Genomic DNA, 17126 nt, shown 5'->3' on the forward strand with positions numbered 1-17126 from the left:
CGACCGAAAATCGATCGACACGGCTGCGATGCTCGTTGACGTGACCGTCGTGCCCGAGTTCTTCGCCACCCGCCTCGCCAACCAGGAGGGCGCACCCGCCCGTGCCTGGCTCGACCGCCTGCCCGATCTCGCCGCGCAGTACGTCGAACGCTGGCAACTCACTTTCGACGGACCGTCCATGCACGGCTACGGCGGGCTCGTGCTGCCCGTCCGGCGCGCGGACGGCAGCGCGGCCGTGCTCAAACTCAACTATCTGACGCCCGAAACCAAGGACGAACCGGTCGCGCTGGCTGCATGGCAGGGCGACGGTGCGGTACTGCTCCTCGACAGTGACGCCGACAACGGAGCGATGCTGCTGGAGCGTCTCGAAGCCGGACGTTCATTGCACACCGAGCCGATCGATGACGCTGTGCGCATCACCTGCGAGCTCATGCGCCGATTGGCTATCCCGGTGCCGCAAGGTATTTCGCGGAACCTGCGCGCGGAGTCGGCGGGCTGGGCGGAGGAACTGCCCAGGGAATGGGAGCGGCTCGGCGCGCCGTACCCGCGCAAGCTGCTGGACGCCGCCGTCGAGGTGTGCAGCCAGCTCGGACCCACCGCCGCCCAGCTGCTGGTGAACGAGGACCTGCACTTCGAGAACGTGCTTGCCGCACAACGAGAACCGTGGCTGGTCATCGACCCGCAGCCGCTCGCGGGCGACCCTGAATTCACCACCCTGTCCCTACTGTGGAGCCGCAGAACCGAATCCACCCTCGATGACCGCTTCGCCGCGGTAGTCGACATCGCAGGCCTCGACGCCGACCGCGCCCGAGCCTGGACCCTCGTGCAGTGCGCGCGCAACTGGCTGTGGTTCGCCGAGGACGAAGACTGTGACGACCCGGGCTACCCCTCCGTCCAGGAGATTGCGCCTTGGGCGCTGCGCTGATCGGTTTCGCCGCATGATCGCCACTGCTCGAAATCCCTACGCATGTGCGGTTTTTCCACCGTCTATGACAAGTTGAGCACCGGTGAGATACGGGTGTTCAGGTGAGGCGAGTGTGAGCGCGAATGCGGCGATCTCCGCTGCGGTGGCCAGGCGGCCGAGCCCTGGAACATTGCTGCCAGCCCACTGTTTCATCATCACCTGGTACACGTCGTCGGGGAGGTGCTCCAATCCCGCGGCTCGGCGCACGAATTCGGTGTCGGTGGTGCCGGGGACAAGCGCGTTGACCCGGATACCGTCCGCCGCGTAGTCGAGCGCCGCGGACTGGACCAGGCCGACCAGCCCGCGCTTGCTCGCGGTGTACGCGCCGCGCCCCGCGTCCGTGGCGAGTGCGTTACTGGAAGAGGTGACCACGATGGTGCCGCCGCCACGTCGAATCAGATGCGGTACTTGGTATTTGATCGCGAGAAAGGTGCCGCGCAAGTTGGTGTTCAGTACCCGATCGAAGTCGGCGGTGCTGTACTCGTGCAGCTTCTTCTGCACGGTGATGCCCGCGTTGTTGAACGCGACATCCAGCCCGCCATAAATTTGCGCGGCCGAGTCGACGAAGTTCCGGACCTCGTCCTCGACCAGCACGTCGGCCCGAATATAGGTCGCTTCACCGCCTGCCGCCCGGATCTCGCGCTCCACCGCACGGCCGCGGTCCTCGCGCCGCCCGCAGAACGCCACCCGTCCGCCTTCCGCGGCGAACAAGCGGGCGGCCGCCGCGCCGATGCCCGAGGTCGCCCCGGTGATCACCACGGTTTTGCCGGCGAAGCGTCGCAACGCAGTCGGTTCGAACCGTGGCGGGTTCGAGTTCGCGCCCAGCGCAACGCCTCCGGCGAGCCCGGCGGCCGCGCCGACGGCGAGGCCGGATGCCGCCATCGTGCCGAGCAGCCGCCTGCGGCTCGGCTTCGTTTGCTGCTGCTTACCCGGTGTGGGGCGGGGTGCCTCGGTCGATCTGAACTCGCCGCCATCGGCTACGCGGGCCGCCTCATCGTTGTTCGTCATGCCACCACCCTCTCGACCACCGAGATCCGGCGACTCCGTCCGCCGGCCCGAATATCGGCCGCGCGGATGAGGTTGCTCCTCCGCAGGGAGGAGTCGGGTGGTCGTGGTGCCCGGCATGATGAAGGACGTGGTGAGTTCGGCGGAAGTGACGCGTGGCCTGGAATCATGGCTCGACGAGCGGTTTTTGCCGGTGCGGTTGTTGGTGCTGCTGGTGTCGGCGGTGGGGTGCCTGCTGTTCCTCAGCGATGCGCCCAGCACGGTCGACTGGACGATCGGGCTGCTCGCGGTGCTGGTGACCGCGGGCGGGGTGCGCTGGCCGCTGGCCACGTCGCTCGCGGTGAGCGGTCTGCTGCTGGTCGGTTTCGAGATCGGCGATACCGGTCCGGTGGTGCCCAAGGTGGCCGCTGCGGTCGCGCTGGTCGAGTTGTCGGCGCGCCGGTCCGGTTGGCAACCGTGGGTGGCCGCCTGCGCGCTGGCCTGCGCCTATCTTCTGCATCCGAGTGGTGACCTGGCTGCGAACGGGTATCGGGCGGTGGTAATGGCGGGTGCGCCGGTACTGCTCGGTGTGCTGCTGCGCACGGCACGCGAGGGCGCCGAGCATGCCCGCCGCGGGGCGCACGAGATCGCCCAGCGCCGCGACGCCGAGGTGGCCGCCGCCCGCGCCGTCGAACGCACCGCCATCGCGCGGGAACTGCACGATCTGATCGCCCACCACGTCTCCTCGACCGTGCTGCGCGTCGGCGTCGCCCGGCACGCCATGCCCGACGCGCCGCCCGGGGCACTCGAAGTGCTCGACGACATCCACGCCAGCGGCAAGGCCACGCTCACCGACCTGCGCAGGCTGCTCGCCATCCTGCGGGATCCGGCGATGACCGGCGACTCCTTCATCGCGCCCGCCGACCTGCCCGCCGCGCTCACCGCCGTGGTGGACCGCGCCCGGCAGTCGGGCATCACCGTGCACGCCGTGGTGACCGACGACATCGCCGAAGTCGATGCGGTGCTTGCCCTTACGCTGCTGCGGCTCACCCAGGAGGGTGTCTCGAACATCGCCAAGCACGCCGGATCCGGTGCGACAGCGCACTTGACCATCACCGTCCAGGACGGCGAGGTTCGGTTCACGTTGCGCGACAACGGTTCCGCGTCGTCATCGAGCGTGCACGTCGGTTCGGCTCCGCGCCGGCCCGCCGACGGCCACGGGCTCGGTTTGATCGGACTGCACGAGCGCGTCGAACTGCTCGGTGGCGAGTTCACCGCCGCTCGGGTCGGCCCGGAATGGGAACTCGCGGCACGTCTTCCGACCGGACGCCCGGTGCCCGCATGACCATCCGCGTCCTGCTCGTCGACGACCAGCACCTGGTCCGCGCGGGCCTGCGCATGCTCTGCGAAACCGACAACGCTCTCGAGGTGGTAGGGGAGGCCGCCACCGGTAGCGACGCCGTCCGGCTAGCCGAGCACCTGAGCCCCGACGTCGTCCTGATGGACCTCCGTATGCCCGGCATGGACGGAATCCGTGCCACCGCAGCAATTCTCGCGAGCAGACCAGCCACCCGCATCCTCGCCCTCACCACCTTCGACGACGACGACCACCTCTACCCGGCCCTCGCCGCAGGCGCCTGCGGCTTCCTCGTCAAGGACGCCTCACCCACCGACCTGCTCCACGGCATCCACCGCGCCGCCGCAGGCGACCACCCCTTCTCCCCGAACGTCCTGCGCCGCGTAGTCGACTCCGCCCTGTCAGCCCACACCACCCCACCCACCCCCGAACCCCGCACACCCCCCGGCCTGACACCCCGCGAACTAGAAGTACTGGCCTTGGTAGCCGAGGGCCTCCCCAACGCCGACATCGCCACCCACCTGCACCTCGGCATCACCACCGTCAAAACCCACATCACCAACCTGATGGCCAAAACCGGCACCACCAACCGAGTCCAACTAGCCGTCCTCGGTGCCCGAAGTTCCCGAAATTAGCTGGACACGGCTGAGACGCTCGAAGGGTGAGCATTGTTCCGGAGTTTTTCGCTGAACGCCTCGCCAGGCAGGCGGGGGAGCGGGGGCGGACAGGAGCGTACGAGGCTGCTCGTGCGGAGGACGACGTCGGCGATGTCGTTGCGCGAGGTACTGCGCCGTCTCGAGTCCTGTGCCATGCGGCGTAATTGGGCACGGCGAACCGTTCGGCCGGCGCATGCGCCGTGGCGGGATCGGATGCGGGCGAAAACGACGGTGACCGCACCGCCCGGACGATCGCCTGGTCGCAGGTGGGGTCGGCGGTGGAGATTCCGCTGACTCCGTGTGCGGTCAGTGGGGGTGTTGGGCGGCGTACCTGGCGCGTTCGAGGGCGCGGCGGCGCATGCGTTCCGGGTTCTCGAGGTCGGCGGGGAGTCCGTGCTTCGCGAGGCGGTGGGCGCGGTTCATCGGCATGAACGCCGCTGTGTAGAACAGGGCCAGGAGCATGGCGAGTAGGACCATGGCGCCGCGTAGCCAGAGTTCGCCGGGGAAGAGCAGGAAGACAACGAACAGTGGGGTGAACGGGACCATGCCGCGCAGGATGTGGCGGGCGGTGGCGTATTTGCCGGTGAGGTCGTTGCGCACCCAGTCGATCATCGAATCGGGCAGGCGGCGGCCGAAGACGTAGCCGATCCACTGGATCGGGTTGGGCCGCTGCGTTTTTCGGGACATGCGCGAACTCCTCGCAGGTATCGGGTCTAGACCGCCGTGGATCGGCGTGCGGCCTCGTTGACGCGGGTGAGCACTTCGCGGAGCTCCTCGAGGTCGGCCAGCGTGACGCCGAGTCGCTCGACCACCGCGGGCGGGATCTTTTCGGCCTGCTTGCGCAGTGCGACACCCGCCGGAGTCAGGTTCACGACCAGGTTGCGCTCGTTGCGACTGTCGCGCTCGCGGGTGATCAGCCCGGCGCTCTGCAACCGCTTGAGCAGCGGCGACAGTGTCGGCGAGTCCAACTGGATGGCCTCGGCGATCGCCTTGACCGACATCGGCGCCTCGCCCCACAGCGCCAGCATCACCAGATACTGCGGATGGGTCAGGCCGAGCGGCTCCAGCAGTGGCCGATACACGCCGAGCACCGCGCGATTGGCTACTGCCAACGCGAAGCACACCTGCCGGTCGAGTTGCAGCGGATCGTCCATCTGTCCTCCTGTCGCACCGCCGTCAATGTTAACGTACTAACAGTTAACGCACGAAGTGTGTGCGCGACATCTCGTCGGAGAAGCGTGGTTGTGCCGCGGGCGATGGTTAGTTTGAGATGCATGCAGAACGACACAGGTCGCATCCACGAGCTCGACGCCGTGCGCGGATTCGCCCTGTGCGGCATCCTGGTCGTCAACATCTGGCAGATCACCGGCATGACCGCGGTGCGCGCGCCCGGCGAGATGGTCCCGCTGCGGCACCTGCTGTCGGTGCTGTTCGAAGGCCGCTTCTTCCCGATCTTCTCGTTCCTGTTCGGACTGAGCTTCGCGTTGTTCCTGGACAGCGCGGCCCAGCGCACCGATCACCCGAAGCTGGTGCTGATCCGCCGCCTCATTGCGCTGGGCCTGCTCGGTCTGCTCCATCACCAGTTCCAGCCCGGCGAGGCGCTATTGCCTTACGCCATCGTCGGATTGGTGATCCTGCTGCCCGCCACCAGCCTGCCGAACTGGGCGGTACTGCTACTCGGCCTCGTCGGAACAGTAGGTGTCGCCGTGGTGCTCAGCGGTGGATTCGGCCTGGTCCCCGGCCTTTTCCTGCTCGGCCTGGCCACCGCCCGTTACGGCATCCCACACACCCTCGACGACCGCGGCTGGCAACTAGCCGCCGTCTTCGCCCTGGCTTTACCTGCTGCGGTAGTTGCCGGCATCTGGGAGTACCGCACCCCCTACCTCAACCTCTTGGCCACCAGCGCACCCGCTGTCGCCGGCCTACTCGGCGCACTCACCTACCTGACCGGTCTACTCCTGTTGCTACGCACCGAAACCGGCGCCATCCTCTCCGAGGTACTCGAACCCATGGGCCGAATGGCCTTGACCAACTACATTTCCGCCACCGTCCTGATCCTGCTGGCCGAACCCCGCCTAGCTCTCGCAGGCTCCGCCAAGTACGGCCTCCTCCTAGGCCTGGCCGCCGCGATCATCGCCCTGCAAGCCCTCGTCAGCTGGACCTGGCTGAAGATATTCCGCTACGGCCCCCTCGAATGGCTCTGGCGCTGCGTCACTTGGTGGGAGTTGGTCCCCGTCCGCCGGGTTCCGGAACCTGCCCGACGCTGGTGAAGCCTCAGGCCGCTCCAGCTCCGGTCCGGCGCGGCGGACGAGCAAAGCTGGGGTGGCATCGCAGACTGGTCGGTCATGGACCAGTTGGTGCTGATGTTCGTCATCCTGTTCGCCGCGATTCTGGCTGAGCCGCTGGCCAAGCGGGTTGGGGTGGCGTCGGCGGTGTTGATGACGGTGTTCGGCTGCGTGGTCGCGTTGCTGCCGTTTGCTCCGCGGATCAATATTCCGCCGGACCTGATCCTGCCGCTGGTGCTGCCGCCGCTGCTGTACGCGGCGGCGCGGCGTACCTCGTGGCGGCAGTTCGCGGAGAACTGGGGGCCGATCGCTTTGCGGGCGGTCGGCCTGGTCATCGCGACGGCCGTGGCGGTGGCCGCGGTGTTCCATGCGTGGTATCCGGGGTTGCCGATCGCGGCGGCGATCGCGCTCGGCGCGCTGGTCGCACCGCCGGATCCGGTGGCGGCGACCGCACTGGCGGGCAGCCTCGGTCTGCCCCGTCGACTGGTGGTGGTGCTGGGCGGTGAGGGGCTGTTCAACGACGTCACCGCGATCGTGATCTACGGTGTCGCGATCCAAGCCGTGATGACCGGGCGCTTTTCGACGCCGAGCGCGGCCGCGGAGTTCGCTGTCTCGGCGGTAGTGGCGGTCATTGTCGGTTTACTGCTCGGCTGGGCCGGTAGCCGGTTGACCAACTATCTGGGCGAGGCCACCTGGCAGGTGGCGCTGAGCCTGCTGCTCCCGTTCGCCGCGTACGGACTCGCGGAGGCATGGCATGGTTCGGGCGTGCTCGCCGTGGTCGTGTGCGCGCTGTATCTGACCGACGCCGTCACCGAATTCAGCGACCCCGACTATCGACTGGTCGGCGAGTCCTTCTGGGACATCATCGAAATGTTGCTGAGCGGCTTCGCTTTCGGGCTGATCGGGCTGGAACTCGGTGTGGTGCTCGAGGCCACCGGTGACCGCTGGCCGACGATGCTCGGCGGCGCGGCTGCCGTAGTCGCGGTCGTCGTCGGCCTGCGCCTGATCTGGCTCATGACCACGTGGGCCATTGGTCGATCGTGGTGGCGCCGGGTGGACGCCGACGAGCCCTACACCTGGCGCGAGACGATCGTGACCTGGTGGGCGGGCATGCGTGGCGTCGCGACCGTCGCACTGGCACTGGCCATTCCGCTGCTCACCGACGACGGCGCCGACTTTCCCGGCCGTACCGAAATCCTGTTCACCGCCTTCGCCGTCGTCCTGTTCACCCTGCTCTTGCAGGGGCCGACGCTGCCATTCGTGGTGCGCCTCACCGGCGTTCACGCGGACACGAAGCTGGAACGCGAACTCGAGCGCAAACTCTGGGAGCGCGTGATCAAGGCCGAGCTGGCTCGCCTGAAAGAGATTGCCGTGGAACAGAATCTGCCTGACGACGTCTACGAACGCCTGCGTGACGGCTTTCGTCAACGCATGGCGCGGGCCGATCCACAGGCCGCCGACGTGGACGCGCAGTCCGAGGCGGCTCGAAACGCGAAGCTGGCCAAGAAGTTACGCGACATCCGGGAAGACGTGCTGGAGGCAGGACGTCGCGAAGCTATGAATGCGCGCCGTGAGCCCGGTATGCCGATCGACCTGGTCGACCGGGTGACCAGGCGACTGGATCTGGGCAGGCGCTGAACTGTTGCGCAGGTGCTGAGTCCGGCAATACCGGAACCAGCACGCACGCAACAGGATCAGCTGGCCGCCACGCCCGTGTTGCGGATCGCCTCCAATACCTCTTCATAGGTCAGCGAGGAGTTCACGGTGGCGGACTCCGACGCCACATCGATGTCGACGTAATCGACACCGTTGACGCCGCGCAGCGTGGACTCGATGGCCGAGGCGGACTCGCGGGTGACGTTGTGCAAGGTAATCGTGTAGGAGCTCATGAACACCGAATAGACCGTATCGACGTGCGTAAACGCCGACGAGCAGTAGATTTCGCCGATCCACGTTTGGTCGTCGTATCCCCGGGAATAGCCGGGGTGTCACACAACTCGACGCAACAGGATTGTCATGATCATCATCATCGGGCTCGTCGTCTTGATCGCAGCAGTGATCGTCGGAGTCGCCGGCGTGGTGGCGAACAACGGCGAAGCCAACTTCCTACCAAGTGATTTCGCGGTTTTCGACTACCACTTCCACGGCTCCAGCGGTGTGCTGTTCGGCTACGGCATCGTCCTCGGCGCCATCGGCACGCTGGGCCTGGCCCTGCTGCTGACCGGTGTCTGGCGTGTCTCCCGGCGCAACATGGTGGCACGTCGTGAGCTCAGGCAGTCCCGCCGCGAAATGGCGGCGGTCCGGCGCGATCTGGCGGACGGTACCCCACCGGCCCGCAAGGAGCCCGCACCGCAGTCGCACCGCGAGCCAGTCTGGAGTCGATTCGTGCGCCGCCCGGCCACGGCTCCGGCCGGTGACACACCGCGCGCAGAAAGCACGTCCCGCGTGCAGGCGCCGGCGTCGAAATAATCATCGAGAAAAGGAAATACGACCATGATTATTCTCGGACTTGTCCTCCTCATCGCGGGGTGGCTGCTCGGAATCGGATTGCTCACTACCGCAGGCATCATCATTCTCATCGTCGGCCTCGTGCTGATGATCGCCGGATCGGTCGGCCGCCCGGTCGGTGGCCGGCGCTGGTATTACTAGGGATCGACCGTGAATAAATTCGAAGACAGGATCGCGCACCAGGTGCAAGCCGCCAGGGGCAACGTCAAGAAATATCTCGGCCGGGCGGCCGGAAACCGTCGTCTGGAATCCGAGGGACGTCGAGAACAGGCCGGCGGCAACATGAAACGCGCTGCGGATAAACTTCGGGCCGCGTTCAAGCGCTGACCTGATAGCCGGTGCCGGTCGAGGAGCAAGTCAAGCCCCTCGGCCGGCACCGGTTTCGGCGTTTCTACGCGTCAGAGCCCGGCGACGTCGGTGAGTTGCCCGATGCCGTAGGTGACCGCCATGGCCAGCGCCCCGCCGATCACTACCCGCAACATCGCCCGGCCGCGGTCGCTACCACCGAGGCGGGCACTGACCGAACCGGTGATCGCCAGCGCGATCAGCACGGCGGCGAAGGTGATCGGAATGCGCAGCGGCACCGGCGGCAACAGAATGGCCAGCAGCGGCAGCAGCGCGCCGAGCGTGAACGACACCGCCGAGGAGCCCGCCGCCTGCCACGGATTGGTGAGCTCCTCGGGGTTGAGCCCGAGCTCGGCCTCGGCGTGCGCGGTGAACGCGTCGTGCGCGGTGAGTTCCTCGGCGACTTTGCGTGCCGTTGCCGGGGACAGCCCCTTGGCTTCGTAAATGCCGGCCAGCTCGGCCAACTCGAAGTCCGGTTCTTCACGCAGTTCCTTTTGTTCCTTGGCGAGCAGGGCACGTTCGGAATCGCGCTGCGTGCTGACCGACACGTATTCGCCGACCGCCATGGAGATAGCGCCCGCGGACAGCCCCGCGATGCCCGCGGTGAAAATGGTGCCCGTATCGGTCGTCGCCGCAGCGACGCCGACGACCAAACCGGCGGTCGAGACGATGCCGTCGTTCGCGCCGAGCACGCCCGCGCGCAACCAGTTCAGCTTGGACGCCAGTCCCTCGGTATGGGGCTCGTGCGGATGCGCGCCTGCGGGTTCGCTGGTCGTTTCGTCCATGAGGCGAAGACTAAGCGACGCTCGCCCTGCCGGCCGGTAGCCCGCTCAACAGTCCGGCGACAGAAACGCTCGCAGGTAGCCCGCCGACTGCCGGAGATACATCCAGGTCCAGAAGCGCAGCCCGGACGCGCTCGGGCTGGCCACCATGGTCAGTTCGCCGTCGAAGCATTTCGCCACGATGTAGCGCGCTCGCGATACATGCGGGGTGTAGGTCACCACGATGAGGTGCCGCCAGCCGAATTGCTGTGCGCGCCGCCGGATTTCCTGCGCCTCGCCCTCGGTGGTCCACGGGTCGGGGACGAAACAGCTGACGGTGAAGTCGAATCGGCCCGCGCAGTACCGGTCCATCTCGTGATCGTCGAGACCGGTGGACCGCGAAATCAGCAGTGTCGGAGCGTATCCCCGCTGCGCGAGGTCGAGACCGATATCGAAGCGTTCATAGGCGGTGCCGCCCAGTACGACGATGGCATCGGCATTGCGTAGCGGATCGGTCTGCGGACGCACGTACACCGGCAGACCCGCGAGCCCGATCAGCAGGATCAGGGCGAGCAGGGCGCCAGCAAAGATTCCAGCTCGTCGCAGGCCGGGCACCACCCCGACGATACCGAAATGTCGGCCCGGCCTTACCCGGGCGGAAAGACGTACAGCTTCTCCGGCGTGATGCGCACGATCAGTCGCTCGGCGCCGGGCTCCGGCGGCGGCGTCGCACCGCCCATGTACTTCGCGTACATCTGGTGCGAGAGTGACTTTTCCGGGTCCTCGGTGATCTCCACCCGGCCGCGCACCTCCGCATATCGACCGGTGGTCTTGCTGAGCACCAGCAGGCTGACGCGCGGGTCGCGCTGCATGTTGCGAGTCTTCAGCCGACCCTTGATCGTGCTGAACAGCAGCATCTCGCCGTCGTAGTCGACGAAGATCACCGAGGACTGCGGGCGTCCGTCGGCGTTCGAAGTGGCCAGTATCGCGGCGTGCGGGCCGTCGATCAGGGCGCGCACGGTGTCATCGAGGGGCACGGTCATCATCGGTCTCCTTGTCGTGGTGAATCCGGTTATGCAGACCGCGCACTCGGCACGAAGGAATCGGGTGCCGCCGATTCTTTTTCCACTCGCGCCGGGTCTTATCTGCGAGAGGCTCGCGGGACGCGGGCCGTGCACCGGAGAGGACCGCGCGGATGACCGCAGCACCGGACGCCGATTTCGCCCGCCGCACCCAGCCCTACCGGCGGGAACTGCTCGCGCACTGCTATCGCATGCTCGGCTCGGTGCACGACGCCGAGGACCTGGTCCAGGAGACCTATCTGCGCGCCTGGCGCTCCTTCGACGGCTTCCAGGGGCGCTCCTCGGTGCGCACCTGGCTGTATCAGATCGCCACCAATGCCTGCCTCACCGCGCTGCAGCACCGCGGTCGCCGGGTGCTGCCCTCCGGGCTCGGCACCGCAGGCCACGATCCAGCCGCGGAACCGGCCATGGCGCCGACCGGGACCCAGTGGCTGCAACCGATGCCGGACGCGCTGGTGACCGCCGAAGCAGCGGATCCGGCCGGCGTGGCGGTCGCCCGTGACAGCCTGCGGCTCGCCCTCATCGCCTGCCTGCAATACCTGAACGGTAAGCAGCGCGCGGTCCTGCTACTGCGCGACGTACTCGGCCTGCCCGCCGCAGAGGTCGCGACGATCCTGGACACCAGCACTGCGGCGGTCAAGAGCACATTGCAGCGGGCGCGGGCGCGGCTGGACGAAATCGCCACGGCCGCAGAGCAAGCCGCCACACCGACCGAGCCGGGTCAGCGGGCGTTGCTCGCGGAGTACATGGCCGCCTTCCAGCACTCCGACGCGGCCGCCCTCGAACGGTTGCTGCACCGCGACGCCGTGATCGAGATGCCGCCGTTCCAGACCTGGTTCGAGGGCAAGCGCACCTGTGTGGCTTACCTTGCGGCACAGGTACTCGGTGCGCCGGGGGACTGGCTGCTGTACCCGACGCGCGCCAACGGACAGCCCGCCGCCGTCGCGTATCTGCGCGAAACACCCGGCTCCTACCGGGCTTTCGGCGTCGCTGTGCTGACTACCACGGTGGACGCCATCACCCGGATCGCGGCCTTTTGTGATCCGGGACTGGTCACCACGTTCGGTTTCCCCGCCGAGATCAGCGACACAGCTGGTCGAGATGGTGCCGCAGCAGCTCCCGAATACGTTCGGGCGGAATCTTTTCCGGGCGAATCAGCGACTGCACGGTGAGACCGTCCACGAAGATATAGAGGCGTTCGGTCTCCCACGCCAGATCGAGACCGTCGCGCAGCCGGCCGCTCGCGGCCAGTTCGCCCAGCACCCAGGCGACGAGTTCGGCGGTGGCGTCATAGAGTTCGTCGCTGCGCTGCCGCAGTGCCGGTTCGGTGAGCACGCGGCCGAGGAACGCCAGCCACACCGTGGTCACCGCGCGCTGGTGCGGGCCGGTCGGCAGCAGCCCGGTGAGCAGGATCTGTGCCGCGCGTTCGCACGGGTCCTCGGCCAGGTCCAGCTGCCGGATCCGGTCCATCATGCCCTCGCCGACCATGCCGAGGGAGAAGGCCAGCAGCTCGGACTGGGTGGAGAAGTAGTGCCGCAGGCTGCCCATCGAGACGCCCGCCTCGGTGGCCACCTTGCGGACCGACGCGTGCTCCAGCCCGTCGCGCTGGATGACCCGCCAGACGGCCTCGGCGATCGTCTGGCGCCGCTGCTGATGGGCCTGCTGGTCAACGGTTCGTGCCACCTCGTATTTGTAGCACAACTGTGTTAGTTTTCATTGGTAATACAGTTGTGCGGAGAAAGAGGGGGTCGAGGATGCGGTGGTTCGGCGTACTGATCGCGGTGACAGCACTGCTGGTGGGGGCCTGTGCCGGCGATCCGCCGCGGGAGGCGGCGTCGATCTGGTCGCCGTGTCAGGGCATGGCGGCCGACGGGCGGCCGTGGCAATGCGCGACGATCAGCGCGCCCCGCGACCACCGCGATCCGGCGGCGGGCACCATCGAGCTGGCGCTGATCCGTACCCGCAGCGCCGATCCCGCGAAGCGTCTCGGATCGCTGGTCTACAACCCGGGCGGTCCCGGTGGGTCCGGGCTGGAAACCGTTGTCGGCGTGGCGACTCGGTTCGCGCCCCTGCTCGAGCACTACGACCTGGTGTCCTGGGATCCGCGGGGTGTCGGCCGCAGCTCTGCGGTCGTCTGCTCGGATGGTGCACTGCCGGACCGTGTTCCGCGCACCGACGCCGAGTGGGCGGCGATCGATGCGAGCAGTCGGCAGTTCACCGACTCCTGCGTCGCGGCGTCGGGTCCGTTGCTCCCGCATATCGGCTTGTTCGATTCCGCACGCGATATCGACCTGGTCCGTGCGGGGGGCGGCGACGACAAGCTCAACTACCTCGGCGTTTCCTACGGCGGGCAGCTCGGCGCCGCCTACGCCACGCTCTTTCCCGAGCGCGTCGGCCGCATGCTGCTGGACGCGCCCGGCACGCCGCTGCGCACCTTCCGGCAAAGCCTGCTCGACCAGTCCGCGGGCAGCGAGGCGGCGTTGCGTCAGTTTCTGAGTTTCTGTGTGGCCGAGGGGAATTGCCCGCTGGGCCGGACGGAGCAGGAGGCGTCGACGCAGATAGACGCGTTTCTCGCCCGCGTCGAGACGAACCCGTTGGCCACCGATCGTGGCACGCCGCTCCCCCGCTCGGTCGCGACGGCGGGCCTCGGTCTCGGCGCGGCCGCCCCGGAGATCTGGCCGCACCTGATCAACGCACTCGCCCAGGCCTTTTCGGGCAATGGCAACGAACTCATCGGTTACGCCGACCTTTTCGCGGGACGCCGTCCCGACGGCTCACGCTCGAACTTCGCCTCGATCAATACCGCCGCGAACTGCGCCGACTATCCGGACTTCTACAGCATCGAGCAGATCCGCGGATTCATGCCCGAATTCGCCGCGGCCTCCCCGCGTTTCGGCGAGCTGACCGGGCTGCGCCTGGCCGAGTGCGCGTACTGGCCCGTCCACGGGGTCGGCCGCGCGCCGATCAGTGGCGCGGGCGCCGCGCCGATCGTATTGATCGGCAACACGGGTGATCCGGAGGCGCCGATCGGCTGGGTGTCCGAGCTCGCGCAGGCGCTGGCCTCGGGTGTCCTGGTCACGTATCACGGTGCGGGGCATGGGGCGTACGGCGGCGTGAACAAGTGCGTCGACCGGGTGGTGCACGCGTATCTGCGGGAGGGTGTCGTGCCCGAGCAGGGGACCGTCTGCCCTTAACGAACTCTGCCTGGCGAGAAGGTGCCGACGGGGATACCGACGTCCGGAATGGGTCCGCGCTACGCCTCGCGCACCCCGCGAGCGCGAGTCGGCGCGGACCCGACCGGTCGCTCGGTCCCAGTTCCGGGCGGTCGCGAGTCCGCACGACTCATTTCCTGCCCACCACTGGCGGTGGTGGTCGCATCGACACAGCAGGATGCCAGCCACGGCTCAGCGCCGGATAAATGATGAATAAACGTTCGTTATTCGGTGCCTGCGGCGCCGTACAGGCGGTCGATGGTCGGCGGCGCGAGGCCTGCGCGCGTGAAGATCTCGGCGGACTCCCGTAACTCCCGCTCGGCGCGGTCCCGGTGCCCCCGGGCTGCCAGCGCGGCCGCATGCAACGCCATGGCCCGTGCCCGATCGATCGGATCCGCCGCCTTCGTGAGCAGCTGTAGTGCACCGGCCGCCTGCGTCTCCGCCTCGGCCACATTGCCTGCCTGCAGCTGAATCTGCGCCAGCCGGGTGCGTGCCCAGCCCTCCCACAGGCGCACGCCGTTGCGTTGCGCCGCGCGCACCGCCTCGATGCCGAGCTCGATAGCGCGCGGGTGCTCGCCGCGCATCGACAAGGTGGCGGCCAATTCGTGCGTGGCCCAGCCGAGCGCCACCGGGTTGCACGATTCCCGCGCGAGCGCGATGGCCCGCTCGGCCACCGCCACGGCCTCGTCGTATTGGGCTGCCTCGCAGTAGGTTCGGGTGACCAGTGCCAGGCACCACGCCTCCATCGAGCGGTCGCCGAGGGCGCGGGTGAGCTGGGTGGCGTGCTCGAAATGCCGATGCGAGGCGTCCGCATCGCCCAGCCGTCGCGTCGCGATGCCGAGCAGCACCGACGCGAGTACCGACAGCCTGCGGTCGACGTCGGTCACCGGCGGCCCGGACACCGCGCGCAGATGCGGCAGACTGGCCTCGACCTCGCCGAGCCCGACCTGGAGCAGCGCGCCGAGCGCGGTCCTGATCCGCCGCTCCGCGGCCAGGTTGTCGGCCGCGATGGCGGCTTCCAGCAGCGACTCCAGTGCGCGGGACAGCTCACGGGCGCCGGTGCCCGCGTCCATCAACTCGGCCATCACCCACGCGAGGTCGGCCGCCACGTCGAGCGCGCGGCCGCCGATCCGCGCCGCCTGCTGATGCAGCGCGATGACGACCGGCCGCTCGATATCGTTCCACGCCTGGCCATCCGAGCCGCTGGCGAACGCGCGGCCAGGAACCGCGGTCGCGACGAGCAGTCGCGTCGTATTGCTGTAGTCGATCGCGCTGAGCAGATTCTTCGCGCTGGCCAGGTGATAGTCGAGCACCCGCTCCAGCACGGCGGATTCGTCCTCGTCGGCGACGCCGCGCGCGAAAAGCCGCAGTAGATCATGGAATCGGTAGCGGCCCGGCGCGGTGGTCTCCAACAGGCTTAGGTCGACCAGGGACTCGCAGACGTCCTCCGCGTCGAGCTCGGCGATGCCGAGGACCGCCGCGATGGCACCGATCGACAGGTCGGGCACCTCCGCCAGGGCCAACGTGCGAAAAGCCCTGGCCTGCTCGGCATTCAACTGCCCGTAGCCGAGCCGGAACGCCGCCTCGACCGCCAGTTCGCCCGTCTTCAGCACGCTCAGTCTGCTTTTCTCATCGGCCAGCCGATTCGCGAACGACGCGATCGTCCACTGCGGCCGCACCGCGAGCCGAGCGCCGACGATCCGCACCGCGAGCGGCAGCAGACCACAGTGCGCGACCACCTCGCGAGCCGATTCCGCCTCGGCCGCAATACGATCCGCGCCGAGAATGCGGACGAGCAAGGCCATCGCCTCCGCCGTTTCGAGCACATCGAGCCGAGTGCGCGTCACCGCGGGCAGCTCGGTCAGCGCCGATCGGCTGGTGATCAGCACCGCCGAACCGGCAAGCAGCGGCGCGACCTGCGCATAATCCCGAACATTGTCGAGCACCATCAGTATCCGCTTGCCCGACAACCGCGTTCGCAATTCCGCCGCACGATCCTCCACGGTGGGCGGGATGTCACTCTCGGCAACGCCGAGCGCGCGCAGAAAGCCACCGAGCACGGCACCCGGGGGCGTGGGCACCGGGTCGACACCGTGCAGATTCGCGTACAACTGCCCATCGGGGAAGCGATCCCGCACTCGATGCGCGACATGCAGCGCGAGCGTCGTCTTACCCACCCCGCCCATCCCACCGACCGCGGAGATCGCCACCGCGCTGCCCGCCCCGGTCAGCTGCGCCGCGAGTTCGTCGACCAGACGGGCACGCCCGGTGAAATCGGCAATGTCGGGCGGTAATTGGGCGGGCACCGGTTCGGTGCCGCGATCGTCCGTCGCGCGGGCTTCGGCCGTCCCGGGCGATCCGGCCACGGCGTGGGGCGCATCGATAGAGCGCGGCTCGGTCGTCGGGTGCGACTCGGTCGTTGCGCGGGGCTCATGTATGGCGCGGGACTCAGAGGCGGCGTCCGGTTCCGGCGTGGTGTAGGACGCAAGCGTTGCGTGGGGCTCGGTCATTGCGCGCGGCTGAGGCGTGCCGCGGATCTCGGGCATAGTGCCGCGCAGTATCCGCTCGTGCAGCACCGCCAGCTCCGGCCCCGGCTCGACGCCGACACCGTCCACCAGCGCCCGGCGGGCCTGCGCGTAGGCGTCGAGCGCGTCGGACTGGCGGCCCGAGTGGTACAGCGCGGTCATCAGCAGCGCCCGGAACCGTTCGCGCAGTGGATGTTCCTCGATCAACGAGCCGAGGTCGGCGGCGGCGGCGGCGCTGTGACCGGTCTCGATGTCGAGCGCGAGACGATCCTCCAGAATGGCCAGCCGCCACTGCTCCAGCCGGGAGCGTTGCCGCTCGGCGAACGGCCCGGGTAGCCCACTCAGCGCGGGTCCATGCCACTTGCCGAGTGCGGCAATCAGATTCGCCCGTGCCGCGGCCGGATCGTGGTCGCGGAGCTGTCCGGCGGCCGCGGCGACCGATGTGGC

General features: G+C 68.2%; 19 protein-coding genes. 10 read left to right on the plus strand and 9 right to left on the minus strand.

Annotation, left to right across the window (positions count from 1 at the left end):
• Nucleotides 1–40: 40 nt before the first annotated feature.
• On the plus strand, nucleotides 41–925 hold the full coding sequence (locus DBO33_RS08410; protein ID WP_107660079.1) for an aminoglycoside phosphotransferase family protein: 885 nt from the start codon (nucleotides 41–43) through the stop codon (nucleotides 923–925).
• Nucleotides 926–961: 36 nt separating this feature from the next.
• Here the strand turns inward: DBO33_RS08410 and DBO33_RS08415 are convergent, their stop codons facing one another.
• Nucleotides 962–1972, minus strand: coding sequence for an SDR family NAD(P)-dependent oxidoreductase (locus DBO33_RS08415; RefSeq protein ID WP_234390734.1), 1011 nt, complete (start codon nucleotides 1970–1972; stop codon nucleotides 962–964).
• A gap of 97 nt (nucleotides 1973–2069) precedes the next feature.
• On the opposite strand from DBO33_RS08415, the gene DBO33_RS08420 reads away from it, so the two are divergent.
• Nucleotides 2070–3293, plus strand: coding sequence for a sensor histidine kinase (locus DBO33_RS08420; RefSeq protein WP_234390735.1), 1224 nt, complete (start codon nucleotides 2070–2072; stop codon nucleotides 3291–3293).
• The gene (locus DBO33_RS08425; protein WP_107654525.1) at nucleotides 3290–3940 is read left to right on the plus strand and encodes a response regulator; all 651 of its coding nucleotides are present in this window, start codon (nucleotides 3290–3292) and stop codon (nucleotides 3938–3940) included. The genes DBO33_RS08420 and DBO33_RS08425 overlap by 4 nt, the downstream gene beginning before the upstream one ends.
• A gap of 327 nt (nucleotides 3941–4267) precedes the next feature.
• On the opposite strand, the gene DBO33_RS08430 is transcribed toward DBO33_RS08425, so the two are convergent.
• Together DBO33_RS08430 and DBO33_RS08435 are read right to left on the minus strand one after the other, a co-directional pair.
• Entirely contained in the window at nucleotides 4268–4648 is a 381-nt protein-coding gene (locus DBO33_RS08430; protein ID WP_107654526.1) for a DUF5313 family protein, read from the minus strand.
• Between the two features lie 26 nt (nucleotides 4649–4674).
• Nucleotides 4675–5115, minus strand: a complete 441-nt coding sequence (locus DBO33_RS08435) for a MarR family winged helix-turn-helix transcriptional regulator (protein WP_107654527.1) — start codon at nucleotides 5113–5115, stop codon at nucleotides 4675–4677.
• Between the two features lie 120 nt (nucleotides 5116–5235).
• On the opposite strand from DBO33_RS08435, the gene DBO33_RS08440 reads away from it, so the two are divergent.
• Both DBO33_RS08440 and DBO33_RS08445 read left to right on the plus strand, forming a co-directional pair.
• A complete protein-coding gene (locus DBO33_RS08440; protein ID WP_107654528.1) occupies nucleotides 5236–6231 on the plus strand; it encodes a DUF418 domain-containing protein in 996 nt (331 codons plus the stop codon).
• Between the two features lie 75 nt (nucleotides 6232–6306).
• On the plus strand, nucleotides 6307–7884 hold the full coding sequence (locus tag DBO33_RS08445) for a Na+/H+ antiporter (protein ID WP_107654529.1): 1578 nt from the start codon (nucleotides 6307–6309) through the stop codon (nucleotides 7882–7884).
• 56 nt (nucleotides 7885–7940) lie between these two features.
• On the opposite strand, the gene DBO33_RS08450 is transcribed toward DBO33_RS08445, so the two are convergent.
• Nucleotides 7941–8135, minus strand: coding sequence for a heavy-metal-associated domain-containing protein (locus tag DBO33_RS08450; RefSeq protein ID WP_325050794.1), 195 nt, complete (start codon nucleotides 8133–8135; stop codon nucleotides 7941–7943).
• Nucleotides 8136–8262: 127 nt separating this feature from the next.
• Here DBO33_RS08450 and DBO33_RS08455 point away from each other — a divergent pair, with 127 nt between their 5' ends.
• Genes DBO33_RS08455 through DBO33_RS08460 form a run of 3 tightly spaced genes read left to right on the plus strand, consistent with a single transcriptional unit; the run spans nucleotide 8263 to nucleotide 9081 of the window.
• Entirely contained in the window at nucleotides 8263–8715 is a 453-nt protein-coding gene (locus DBO33_RS08455; protein WP_107654531.1) for a hypothetical protein, read from the plus strand.
• Nucleotides 8716–8739: 24 nt separating this feature from the next.
• Nucleotides 8740–8895, plus strand: a complete 156-nt coding sequence (locus tag DBO33_RS43505; protein WP_167768950.1) for a DUF6131 family protein — start codon at nucleotides 8740–8742, stop codon at nucleotides 8893–8895.
• Between the two features lie 9 nt (nucleotides 8896–8904).
• Nucleotides 8905–9081, plus strand: coding sequence for a CsbD family protein (locus tag DBO33_RS08460; protein WP_107654532.1), 177 nt, complete (start codon nucleotides 8905–8907; stop codon nucleotides 9079–9081).
• 71 nt (nucleotides 9082–9152) lie between these two features.
• Here the strand turns inward: DBO33_RS08460 and DBO33_RS08465 are convergent, their stop codons facing one another.
• From DBO33_RS08465 to DBO33_RS08475, 3 genes are read right to left on the minus strand one after another with little or no spacing between them, the layout of a single operon-like run.
• Nucleotides 9153–9884 carry a VIT1/CCC1 transporter family protein gene (locus tag DBO33_RS08465; protein ID WP_107654533.1) on the minus strand — a complete coding sequence of 244 codons (732 nt, stop codon included), beginning with the start codon at nucleotides 9882–9884 and terminating at the stop codon, nucleotides 9153–9155.
• A 45-nt stretch (nucleotides 9885–9929) separates the two neighbouring features.
• Nucleotides 9930–10475 (minus strand): YdcF family protein, encoded by a 546-nt coding sequence (locus DBO33_RS08470; RefSeq protein WP_107660082.1) that lies wholly within the window; start codon nucleotides 10473–10475, stop codon nucleotides 9930–9932.
• A gap of 32 nt (nucleotides 10476–10507) precedes the next feature.
• Nucleotides 10508–10903 carry a PPOX class F420-dependent oxidoreductase gene (locus DBO33_RS08475; protein WP_107654534.1) on the minus strand — a complete coding sequence of 132 codons (396 nt, stop codon included), beginning with the start codon at nucleotides 10901–10903 and terminating at the stop codon, nucleotides 10508–10510.
• Between the two features lie 152 nt (nucleotides 10904–11055).
• Here DBO33_RS08475 and DBO33_RS08480 point away from each other — a divergent pair, with 152 nt between their 5' ends.
• Complete coding sequence (locus DBO33_RS08480) at nucleotides 11056–12114, plus strand: sigma-70 family RNA polymerase sigma factor (protein WP_107654535.1); 1059 nt, start codon at nucleotides 11056–11058, stop codon at nucleotides 12112–12114.
• Here DBO33_RS08480 and DBO33_RS08485 read toward each other — a convergent pair.
• The gene (locus DBO33_RS08485; RefSeq protein ID WP_159080150.1) at nucleotides 12023–12625 is read right to left on the minus strand and encodes a TetR/AcrR family transcriptional regulator; all 603 of its coding nucleotides are present in this window, start codon (nucleotides 12623–12625) and stop codon (nucleotides 12023–12025) included. The genes DBO33_RS08480 and DBO33_RS08485 overlap by 92 nt on opposite strands.
• Before the next feature lie 71 nt (nucleotides 12626–12696).
• Between DBO33_RS08485 and DBO33_RS08490 the strand changes: the two genes are divergently transcribed.
• On the plus strand, nucleotides 12697–14136 hold the full coding sequence (locus DBO33_RS08490; protein WP_107654537.1) for an alpha/beta hydrolase: 1440 nt from the start codon (nucleotides 12697–12699) through the stop codon (nucleotides 14134–14136).
• 242 nt (nucleotides 14137–14378) lie between these two features.
• On the opposite strand, the gene DBO33_RS08495 is transcribed toward DBO33_RS08490, so the two are convergent.
• Nucleotides 14379–17126 (minus strand): BTAD domain-containing putative transcriptional regulator (locus DBO33_RS08495; RefSeq protein WP_199856555.1); only part of this gene is annotated, 2748 nt, incomplete at its 5' end.

Source organism: Nocardia suismassiliense (genome assembly GCF_900269665.1).
In the GTDB taxonomy this organism is placed as follows: Bacteria; Actinomycetota; Actinomycetes; order Mycobacteriales; family Mycobacteriaceae; genus Nocardia; species Nocardia suismassiliense.

What these genes read in the sequence shown, in the direction of transcription:
- DBO33_RS08440 (WP_107654528.1), top strand. Translation starts at nt 5,236, where the DNA reads ATGCAGAACGACACAGGTCGCATCCACGAGCTCGACGCCGTGCGCGGA.
- DBO33_RS08430 (WP_107654526.1), bottom strand. Translation starts at nt 4,648, where the DNA reads ATGTCCCGAAAAACGCAGCGGCCCAACCCGATCCAGTGGATCGGCTAC.
- DBO33_RS08445 (WP_107654529.1), top strand. Translation starts at nt 6,307, where the DNA reads ATGGACCAGTTGGTGCTGATGTTCGTCATCCTGTTCGCCGCGATTCTG.
- DBO33_RS43505 (WP_167768950.1), top strand. Translation starts at nt 8,740, where the DNA reads ATGATTATTCTCGGACTTGTCCTCCTCATCGCGGGGTGGCTGCTCGGA.
- DBO33_RS08455 (WP_107654531.1), top strand. Translation starts at nt 8,263, where the DNA reads ATGATCATCATCATCGGGCTCGTCGTCTTGATCGCAGCAGTGATCGTC.
- DBO33_RS08490 (WP_107654537.1), top strand. Translation starts at nt 12,697, where the DNA reads ATGCGGTGGTTCGGCGTACTGATCGCGGTGACAGCACTGCTGGTGGGG.
- DBO33_RS08450 (WP_325050794.1), bottom strand. Translation starts at nt 8,135, where the DNA reads ATGAGCTCCTACACGATTACCTTGCACAACGTCACCCGCGAGTCCGCC.
- DBO33_RS08465 (WP_107654533.1), bottom strand. Translation starts at nt 9,884, where the DNA reads ATGGACGAAACGACCAGCGAACCCGCAGGCGCGCATCCGCACGAGCCC.
- DBO33_RS08435 (WP_107654527.1), bottom strand. Translation starts at nt 5,115, where the DNA reads ATGGACGATCCGCTGCAACTCGACCGGCAGGTGTGCTTCGCGTTGGCA.
- DBO33_RS08415 (WP_234390734.1), bottom strand. Translation starts at nt 1,972, where the DNA reads ATGACGAACAACGATGAGGCGGCCCGCGTAGCCGATGGCGGCGAGTTC.
- DBO33_RS08475 (WP_107654534.1), bottom strand. Translation starts at nt 10,903, where the DNA reads ATGACCGTGCCCCTCGATGACACCGTGCGCGCCCTGATCGACGGCCCG.
- DBO33_RS08480 (WP_107654535.1), top strand. Translation starts at nt 11,056, where the DNA reads ATGACCGCAGCACCGGACGCCGATTTCGCCCGCCGCACCCAGCCCTAC.
- DBO33_RS08425 (WP_107654525.1), top strand. Translation starts at nt 3,290, where the DNA reads ATGACCATCCGCGTCCTGCTCGTCGACGACCAGCACCTGGTCCGCGCG.